Below are 8,129 nucleotides of genomic sequence, written 5' to 3' on the forward strand. Positions count from 1 at the left end.
GCCTAGGCTTTGACGATCACGCCCGGATTGAGCCGATTGTGCGGGTCCAGCGCTGTCTTGACGGCGGCCAGCATGTCGCGCTCCACCTCGGACTTGTAGCGATCCAGGGCCGCGACCTTGAGCCGGCCGATGCCGTGTTCGGCCGCGATCGAGCCGCCCATCTCGGCGACGATGTCGTGCACCACCGCATGGGCGGCCTCGGCCTGATCGAGAAACGCCGGCCCGTCGGCGTCGACGGGCTGGGACAGGTTGAAATGCAGGTTGCCGTCGCCCACGTGCCCGAACGGACAGGGGCGCACGCCGGGCAGCGCCTCGCGAATGGCCGTCATCGCACGGTCCAGGAAAACGGGCAGCTTCGATACCGGCAGCGAAATATCGTGCTTGATCGAGGCGCCTTCGGCGACCTGGGCCGGCGGCAGGGACTCGCGCAGATGCCATAGCCGACGACTGGTTTCCACGTCGTGGGCGATGATGACATCCACCAGTTCGTGCGCGTGGCGGGCGTGCTCGACCACGTGGGCCATGGCATCGAGCAACCAGTGACCCTGGGCGGAGCTGGCCAGTTCGACCAGCAGATACCAGTCGTGGTCGATATCGAAGGGCTCTTCGCAGCCCTCGATATGGGTACAGGCCAAGGACACCGCCTGGCGCGACATCAGCTCGCAGCCGGTCAGATTATGCCCCGAAGCCGCGGTCAGCCGGCGCTGCAACTTCACCGCCTGGGCCGGGGACTCCAGCGCGAACAGCGCACTCACCTGCTGGACCACCGGCTCGTAGAGTTTCATCACCGCGGCGGTGATGATGCCCAGCGCACCTTCGCTGCCGATGAACAGATCGTCCAGGTCGAAGCCGCTGTTGTCCTTGCGCAAGCCGGTGAGATTGTTCCAGATACGCCCGTCGGCGAGCACCACTTCCAGCCCCAGCGCCAGATCACGGGTGTTGCCATAGCGCACTACGTTCAGCCCGCCCGCATTGGTCGCCAGATTGCCACCAATACGACAGCGATCGCGCGAGGCCAGCGTCAGGGGAAAGAACAGGCCGGCATCGTCTGCGGCCTGCTGCACGTCGGCCAGAATACAGCCGGCCTCGACGGTGATGGTCGCGTTGTCGGCGTCGACTTCGCGCACGCGGTTCATGCGCTCGAGGTTGACGATGACATGTCGCTCATCGTCTTGGGCTGCCGCCCCGCCTACCAGCCCGGTGTTGCCGGACTGGGCGATCACCGCACACTCGGCCTCGGCACAGGCGGTGACCACGGCTGCGACCTGGGCGGTATCGGCGGGTCGCACCACCGCCAGCGCGGTCGGGCTAAACGCGCCCCGCCATTCCACCAGATAGGGCGCGGCGGCGTCTGCCTGGAGCACGTCCGCTGCGCCGACGATTTCGGTCAGTTTAGCCAGCAGCGCATCGCGCATTCAGCGATCTCCGATCAGGTCTTCCAACGCGGGCTGGAGCTGGCGGAATTCGAATTTGAAACCGGCCTTTTCCAGCGCCCTGGGGATCGCACGCTGGCCGGTCAGCAGCAAATGCGCCATCTCGCCAACCATCAGCTTCAACACCGGGCCGGGCACCCAGGCGAACTTGGGCCGGTGCAGCACGCGCGCGAGCGTGGCCGTGAACTCGCGATTGGTGGCGGGCTCCGGCGCAGTCAGGTTGAAGGCCCCGCTGCAGTCCGGGTTGTCGATGAGAAACCGGATCGCGGCCACCTCGTCAAGGATATGAATCCAGGGCATGTACTGATTGCCGGTGCCGAAATGCCCGCCCAGACCGAACTTGAACGGCGTAATCATCTGCGCCAGGGCGCCGTCATTGGCCCCCAGCACAATACCGGTACGAATACGACAGACCCGGATGCCGGTGGCCTCGGCGCGGCGTGCCGCCTGTTCCCAGGCCACGCATAGCTCGGACTGGAATTCGTCGCCGGGCGATTCGTTTTCGTCCAGTACGTCATCGCCGCGCGCGCCGTAATAACCCACCGCCGAACCGCTGACCAGCACCTGGGGCGGTGTCTCCCACTCGCCGATCGTTTCGGTGAGCTGGCGTGTGATCCGCAGGCGGCTTTCGCGCATTTCGCGTTTGCGCGCCTCGGTCCAGCGACCGTCCGCCAGATTCTCACCGGCCAGATTGATGACCGCATCGGCCGGAGCCGCTGCCTTGATATCGCCCACGGGTACGACCCCGGAAGGCAATACCTTCGCCGCGGCAGCGGTATCGCGGGTGACGACCTGCACGGCCCAGCCATCGGCCAATAGCGACTCACAAAGATGGCGGCCGATAAAGCCGGTGCCACCGGTCAACAACGCCTTGTTCATCACACGCTCCGCGAGTAAAAGACAATCCAGAATGCGAACTTGCAGACTAAAGCGCCGGCGAGGACAGCGCTAGCCCCGCTGAAACTCCAGTCCACAATACGCCGATCTACTGCCTCGCGCCGAATGGTTTTTGATTGCCTATTGCAAAAAACTTTCAGATCGCGTTAGCTGTGCGGGGCGTGGCGGCGGTAGCTCAGTTGGTAGAGCGCGACCCTCCCACGGTCGAGGTCGCGAGTTCGAATCTCGTCCGCCGCTCCATTCTTGCCCCGGTCGCTGCATCCGCGCGCGCTAGCGCTGGTAAAGCAGCGACTCTGCCTCCAGCGCGGCCACGATGCGTCGTGCAAGCGCATCCGCCTGTTTCGCAACCGATCGTCGTGCGCCATCCGGGCTGTCGAAGACGAACCGTGCGCTGACCTGCTGGGCGGCGTTGTCGATCACGCGCACGTTGTAGGCGGCCCGCCCCTGTCCGATCACGCGGCGCGACACAGTATCCATATCCGCCAGTTCGATCACGATCGTGGCCTGAGCGCCACTGGTACGGCTGGCCGCATGACGGCTCGCGGCGTTCTGTTCGCGGGTGGGCGGCGCCGCAGCGAGCATGGGCGTACAGGCATGCCCGGCCGCAAACAGCCGGTCGCAGAGCGCCTGTTCGAAGGCGGCTTCGATGGCCAGATCGGCAAAGGCGCCATAGGCAAGAAAACCGTCGTAGCGCTGCGCCTGATGCGCCGGGTCGACGAACCGATACCCCGGCGCGCCGGCACAGCCGGCCAGCCCGAGGGCCATGCTCAAACCCAGAATGGCCACTGCAGCAAAACGGCGCAGGTCAGACAAGACGGTTTTCCGGTAAACGAATGCGGCGTCAGAGATTATCCGCCGCCGTCGCCGTCAACAACCGCCACGCGGGCAAATCTCGGCGCAAGCAAACAAGGCTGGATTTGTAGCAACACGCCGAACAAGCGACGATCGACGGCGATTCAGGCAGAATGCCAGAACGAACGTCCGTTCATGGTTTGACGTATAGCGGCGCTTGAACACGAGCGCCCATAAAGAGGAGACCCCAGATGCGAGCATTGCTCTGCAAACAGTTCGGCCCGCCGGAAACGCTGGTCGTCGAGGAACAGCCCACGCCCGAAGTCGGGCCCAAGCAGGTGCTGATCGATGTTCAGGCGGCGGCGGTGAACTTCCCCGACAGCCTTATCATCGAAGACAAGTACCAGCTCAAGCCGGAGCTGCCCTTTTCACCGGGTGGCGAACTCGCCGGCGTGGTGAATACGGTCGGCGACGAGGTCAAGCACCTCAAACCCGGCGACAACGTGATCGCCTTTACCGGCTATGGCGCCATGGCCGAACAGATCGCCACCGACGCCAACCGGGTGATCCCAATGCCCGACGGCGTGGACCACGTCACCGCCAGTGCCTTCGTGATGACCTATGGCACCACCTATCACGCGCTGGCCGACCGGGCTGCGCTCAAGTCCGGCGAAACGCTGCTCGTGCTGGGTGCGGCCGGCGGCGTGGGCCTGGCCGCGATCGAGCTGGGCAAGGCACTGGGCGCGCATGTGATTGCGGCGGCCTCCAGCGAGGACAAGCTCGCGGTGTGTCGCGAGCACGGCGCCGATGACACCATCAACTACGTCGAAGAAGACCTCAAGGACGCCATCAAGACGCGCACGGACGGCCGCGGCGTAGACGTGGTCTATGACCCGGTCGGCGGTGACATGACGGAAAAAGCCCTGCGTGGCACGGCCTGGCGCGGGCGCCTGTTGGTCATCGGCTTCGCAGCCGGCGAGATTCCCAAGCCGCCGCTGAATCTCGCCCTGCTCAAGGGTTGCTCCATCGTGGGCGTGTTCTGGGGCTCGTTCACCCAGCGTGAACCCGAAGAAAACCAGAAGCAGCTCAAGCAGATATTCAGCTGGCTGGCCGAAGGCAAGCTGCGCCCGCACGTATCGGGCACCTATCCGCTCGAGCGCGGCGGCGAGGCGATCAGCGTACTGGCCTCGCGCAAGGCGGCCGGCAAGCTGGTCATCAAACCCCAGGAATAGCTCGATCGGCCGGCCCGACCGATACGCCCGGGCCGGCATGACCGGGGTTTGGCCCACACGCCCACGCGGCGATGTTGTCATGTAAACGACATCGCCGCGTCATCCCGGCGTTATCTGTACGACCCACACTGCGCTCCATTGCAAGCCGGCTGTCATATCCATGACAGCCCCGCAAGGAGGAGCCGCATGCGTATCGCACTGCTCACCGACGCGTGGAAGCCACAGGTCAACGGGGTGGTCACCGCCCTGACAGCCCTGGTTCGAGAACTGGAAGCCGCCGGCCACGACGTGCTGGTCATCCATCCGGGCCTGTTCGTGACCGTGCCCTGCCCCACCTACGCCGAAATCCGCCTCGCGGCCGCGCCGCTGCCCGGCGTGGCACGGCGCCTGCAGCGCTTCGTGCCCGACGCGGTGCATATCGCCACCGAGGGCAGCGTGGGCCTGGCCGGCTGGCTTTACTGTCGCCTGCGCGGCTGGCGGTTCACGACGTCGTTTCATACCCGTTTTCCCGAGTACATCAATGCACGCTGGCCAATGGTGCCGGTGGGCCTGGGCTATCGGGTGCTCAATATCTTTCACGGTCGCAGCGTGCGCACGATGGTGAGTACCCGCCCGCTGGCGAATTATCTGTCCGATCGCGGCTTCTCGCGCCTGGCGCTATGGAGCCGCGGCGTGGACACGAGCCTGTTCCGGCCCGTAAAGCCGATCGAGCTCGATCTACCCGGACCGGTATTCATGTACTTCGGCCGCGTGGCGCCGGAAAAGAACGTGGAAGCGTTTCTCGAACTCGACCTGCCCGGCAGCAAACTCGTGGTCGGCGACGGCCCGGCCCGTGCCGACCTGCAACGTCGCTATCCCGAGGCCCGGTTCGTGGGCATGCAGCTGGGCGAAGACCTGGTCCGCCATATCTGTGCGGCCGATTGCATGGTCTTTCCCAGCCGTACCGACACGCTCGGGCTGGTGCTCATGGAAGCCATGGCCTGTGGCGTGCCGGTGGCCGCCTATCCGGTCACCGGCCCGCTGCAGGTGGTACAGCCCGGCGTGACCGGCGTGCTCGACGAAGACCTGCGGGCCGCGGCGCTTGCCGCGCTCGAACTCGACGGCGAGGCCGGCATCACCTATGCCCGCGCCAACAGCTGGGCGGCCTCGGCTGAGCAATTCGCCAGCCAGCTGGCCCCTGCACGTCGACCCAACCTGCGCTTTGCGCCCCCGGCATTGGAGAACGCACGATGAAAGTCCTCATACTTGGCGGCGACGGTTTCTGTGGCTGGCCGACCGCCTTGCACCTGTCCGGCCAGGGCCACGATGTGACCCTCATCGACAACCTTTCCCGACGGCATATCGACAATGAACTGGGCGTGAGTTCTCTCACCCCCATTTCGCCGATCGATATCCGACTGGCGGCCTGGAAGGAGCTGACCGGGCGTACCATCGCCGCGCTGCATATGGACGTCGCCCGCGAATACGACCGTTTGGAAGCGACCATCGACCGGCTCGCCCCGGATGCCATCGTGCATTTCGCCGAACAGCGCTCGGCGCCCTATTCCATGAAGCATGCCCGGGCCAAGCGCTATACCGTCGAAAACAACCTCGCCGCGACCCAGAACGTGCTCTGTGCGCTGGTCGAAACCGGCGTCGACGCGCATCTGGTGCATCTGGGCACGATGGGCGTCTATGGCTACGGCGGCGGGCTGCGGATTCCGGAGGGCTATCTCACCGTCGAGGTCGACGACAGCACCGGCGAGCGCACCCAGCGCGAGATCCTGTTCCCGCCGGACCCGGGCAGCATCTACCACATGACCAAGACCCAGGATCAGCTGCTGTTCTATTTTTACAACAAGAACGACGGCCTGCGGATCACGGATCTGCATCAGGGCGTGGTCTGGGGCACCCAGACCCGCGAAACGCGGCTGGACGAGCGCCTGATCAATCGCTTCGACTACGACGGCGATTACGGCACCGTGCTCAATCGCTTTCTTATGCAGGCCGCGGTTGGCCACGACCTGACCGTGCACGGCAGCGGCGGCCAGACCCGGGCCTTCATCCATATCCAGGACACCGTGCGCTGTATCGAAATGGCGATCGGCAACGCCCCGGCCGCCGGCGAACGCGTACGCATATACAACCAGATGACCGAAACCTGGCGCGTAGGCGAACTGGCCAAACTGGTGGCCCGCATGACCGGCGCCAACATCGTCAACCTGCCCAACCCGCGCCGCGAGGCCTCGGAAAACGATCTGTGCGTGGACAACGCCTGTCTGCTGGATCTGGGCCTCGACCCGACCACCCTGCGTGACAGCCTGCTGAGCGAAATCATCGATATCGCCCAGCACTACGCCCACCGCTGCGATGAAAGCCGTATTCTGTCGACCTCGCAGTGGGTCCGCCCGCGAACGGTGCAATCGCAGGCGGCCGCCTCCTGACCAAAAAACCGGTCGCGTTCAATTGAGTGGTACGCCCACTGACCTATAATCCAGGCTCGTCTCGAACCCGGTACGCTGCTGTGCAAACCGACGGTCGCTGGACCCTCGCGGCGCTGACCACGGCGCTGCTGCTGCTCTATTTCACGCCGTGGCTGGCGCTGGGCCACGGCGTCGAATCTTCCGGCCTCGGCCTGTGGATCGAATTGCCCGCGCTTTTGCGGCCGATCGACCGCTACGGTATCGGCGAATACGCAGCCCCCGTGCTTGGCTGGTCGATACCGCTGATCGGCGCGGTCGGCGCCATTCAGAGCGCCCGCGGCAAGATCAGCCTCTGCGCACTGGCGCTGGCCGCGAGCATCTTCAGCCTCATCGCCTTTGGCCTGTGGCTGTCGCGGTGGCCGCAAACGCCCAGCCTTGCGACCCTGCCCCTGACCCATGCCGGCCTGGCGGTGGTCGCGGGCGCCGTGCTCATACTGGGCTTGAATGTGCTGCTACCGCTACTGCGCCCCCGGCTTGAAGAGCGACTCGGCATCAGCGAGCGGCGCCGCCAGGATGGCACGGTCGCGATCGACGTCAGCCGCCAGCGCTGGCGCCCGCTGGGACGCCTGCTTTATATGGTGGCCAACGTCGCCATTGTCTATGCGGCCGCCGTGCTGTGGACGCGTTACCACCTGTTCGAACTCGCGCAGCGTTTCACCCTGCCCGTCACTGCCGCGGTGTTGATCGCGATCGCGCTGGCCGCCCTTTGGTTGGTTCGCTGCGCGCTTGGTCGCGCGCCCTACGCACGTATCGTGATCGACTACGATTCGTTGCGCGTGATCACTGGCGGCGAACGAGGCCGCTATGCGCGCGGCCATATCGGCGGACTCTACGTGCCGCAACAGGCCGAAGACGGGGTCCGCGACTACTACAACGCCGCGCCGGATGCCCAGACGCTGACCCTGCCGGTCACCTCCAGCGGCTCGCCCACGCCTCAGCCCGGCGGCCTGTTACGCACCCCGCGCGCCAGCGTCATGATGCGCATGCGCGATCGCTCGGTCGCACTCGCCCATCATCTGCGCCCGGCCCAGGCCAAGGAACTGGTGCGTCGGCTTACGATTCGCCTGCTGGACTGAGCCCGCCGCAACAATGGCCAGCCAAGCGAATCACCGATGGCTCGCAGGCGCCGCCAGGCGCTCGGCCAGCGCATCGAGCTGATCGCGGCCGACGATATCGCGTGCGCTCTGAGCGACCTCGATGAGTTCATGGCCGGCGAAGCGTTGCCGTATTTCGGCCAGATATTCGTTCTGCTGGGCCACGCGCTCGGTCACGAAGGCGCTGCTCGCATCGGCCGGCCAGAGCCGGTTCACGTA

8 protein-coding genes and 1 tRNA gene are annotated in these 8,129 nt (G+C 65.4%); 5 read left to right on the forward strand and 4 right to left on the reverse strand.

What is annotated here, in order from left to right; translation table 11 throughout:
* Window positions 1-2 precede the first annotated feature (2 nt).
* Window positions 3-1,415, reverse strand: coding sequence for an FAD-binding oxidoreductase (locus CMN27_RS02775; protein ID WP_293623881.1), 1,413 nt, complete (start codon window positions 1,413-1,415; stop codon window positions 3-5).
* On the reverse strand, window positions 1,416-2,312 hold the full coding sequence (locus tag CMN27_RS02780) for a TIGR01777 family oxidoreductase (RefSeq protein ID WP_293623882.1): 897 nt from the start codon (window positions 2,310-2,312) through the stop codon (window positions 1,416-1,418). It abuts the gene before it with no gap.
* A gap of 182 nt (window positions 2,313-2,494) precedes the next feature.
* Here CMN27_RS02780 and CMN27_RS02785 point away from each other — a divergent pair.
* Window positions 2,495-2,570, forward strand: a tRNA-Gly gene (locus CMN27_RS02785).
* A 30-nt stretch (window positions 2,571-2,600) separates the two neighbouring features.
* Here the strand turns inward: CMN27_RS02785 and CMN27_RS02790 are convergent.
* The gene (locus CMN27_RS02790) at window positions 2,601-3,143 is read right to left on the reverse strand and encodes a hypothetical protein (protein WP_293623883.1); all 543 of its coding nucleotides are present in this window, start codon (window positions 3,141-3,143) and stop codon (window positions 2,601-2,603) included.
* A gap of 230 nt (window positions 3,144-3,373) precedes the next feature.
* On the opposite strand from CMN27_RS02790, the gene CMN27_RS02795 reads away from it, so the two are divergent.
* The 4 genes from CMN27_RS02795 (at window position 3,374) to CMN27_RS02810 (ending at window position 7,892) form a co-directional block, all read left to right on the forward strand.
* Window positions 3,374-4,354, forward strand: coding sequence for an NADPH:quinone oxidoreductase family protein (locus CMN27_RS02795; RefSeq protein WP_293623884.1), 981 nt, complete (start codon window positions 3,374-3,376; stop codon window positions 4,352-4,354).
* A 186-nt stretch (window positions 4,355-4,540) separates the two neighbouring features.
* Window positions 4,541-5,587: a glycosyltransferase family 1 protein gene (locus tag CMN27_RS02800; protein WP_293623885.1), complete on the forward strand. Its 1,047-nt coding sequence runs from the start codon at window positions 4,541-4,543 to the stop codon at window positions 5,585-5,587.
* Window positions 5,584-6,777, forward strand: a complete 1,194-nt coding sequence (locus tag CMN27_RS02805) for an NAD-dependent epimerase/dehydratase family protein (protein WP_293623886.1) — start codon at window positions 5,584-5,586, stop codon at window positions 6,775-6,777. The genes CMN27_RS02800 and CMN27_RS02805 overlap by 4 nt, the downstream gene beginning before the upstream one ends.
* Window positions 6,778-6,857: 80 nt before the next feature.
* A complete protein-coding gene (locus tag CMN27_RS02810; RefSeq protein WP_293623887.1) occupies window positions 6,858-7,892 on the forward strand; it encodes a hypothetical protein in 1,035 nt (344 codons plus the stop codon).
* A gap of 30 nt (window positions 7,893-7,922) precedes the next feature.
* On the opposite strand, the gene CMN27_RS02815 is transcribed toward CMN27_RS02810, so the two are convergent.
* Window positions 7,923-8,129, reverse strand: a 207-nt coding sequence (locus CMN27_RS02815) for an ArsA-related P-loop ATPase (RefSeq protein ID WP_293623888.1), incomplete at its 5' end; no start/stop codon positions are given.

Origin of the sequence: Salinisphaera sp., assembly GCF_002729955.1 — a bacterium.
Lineage (GTDB): Bacteria > Pseudomonadota > Gammaproteobacteria > Nevskiales > Salinisphaeraceae > Salinisphaera.